A 1,010-nucleotide genomic window follows, 5' to 3' on the forward strand; every position below is an offset into this window, starting at 1 on the left:
GGGTGTGCTATGCTCCTTTATATATTTTCTGTGGGCATCATTTATTAGTAGCTCTTATTACGTCCTTCTAATGTAGATCCAGCCGAAGGAGCATTGGAAGAACTACAGAGAATCATTGGTTTAATTCGAGATAAATGGCACGATACACATATCATAGTGCGAGGCGATAGTGCTTATGCTCGTGAAGAAATCATAAGTTTTTGCGAGGAGAAGGAAGGCGTAGATTATGTGATAGCGATGGCAACGAATAGCCAATTAAAATTACGAACTTGCGACGTTATTGAAAAAGCAAAAAACGAATACGAAGAAAATTTATTGCCCGTTGTTGAATTGATAGATAGCCTTTTTTCTAAAAATGAAGATTTAGACGAAGTGAGAAAGTTAGTTCCTAACGCAACTTGGTTTCGCTCTATTTATTATCAAACTGAAAAGTCATGGAGTCGTCAAAGAAGAGTGGTTACTAAAGTTTCTTATGGTAGTGAAGGCTTAGAGCTTCGTCATGTAATCACTTCTTTACCTCCTTCTCAAATTACACCCTCTCAACTTTATACTAAAAAATACTGTCCGAGAGGTGAAATGGAAAATCGGATTAAAGAACAACAGTTAGACTTATTTGCTGACCGAACTTCCACTCAAACATTTCAAAGTAATCAACTCCGCCTGTGGTTATCTTCAATAGCTTATGTTTTGATGCAAGCCTTTCGTTATCACGGTTTGAGAAAAACTTCTTTGTCCAAAGCAACTGTCGGAACAATTCGCCTCAATCTTCTTAAGTTAGGAGCGAGAATTACTGTTAGTGTGAGAAGAATTGTTATTGCCATATCTAGTTCTTGTCCTTATCAAGAGATTTTAGCTATTGCTCATTCCAGAATTCAAGCTATTCCCAATACTTCTTAAGTTTTCGGCTTCCATGACAACTAAATTATTTTTGAGTTGACTGAATCTTCTTTCGGTCAGTTTTGTCATGGAAACTTGGCGTAATCACCTAAATTTTAGTGAAAAAAACAGGT

Annotated in this window: 1 pseudogene; it reads left to right on the forward strand. The window is 36.6% G+C overall.

The window, feature by feature from the left end:
• A pseudogene (locus ACLGGO_RS35625) lies at window positions 1–897 on the forward strand (IS1380 family transposase); the annotation flags it as partial.
• Between the last annotated feature and the right edge of the window lie 113 nt (window positions 898–1,010).

The organism is Coleofasciculus sp. (assembly GCF_046565525.1).
Classification (GTDB): domain Bacteria; phylum Cyanobacteriota; class Cyanobacteriia; order Cyanobacteriales; family Coleofasciculaceae; genus Coleofasciculus.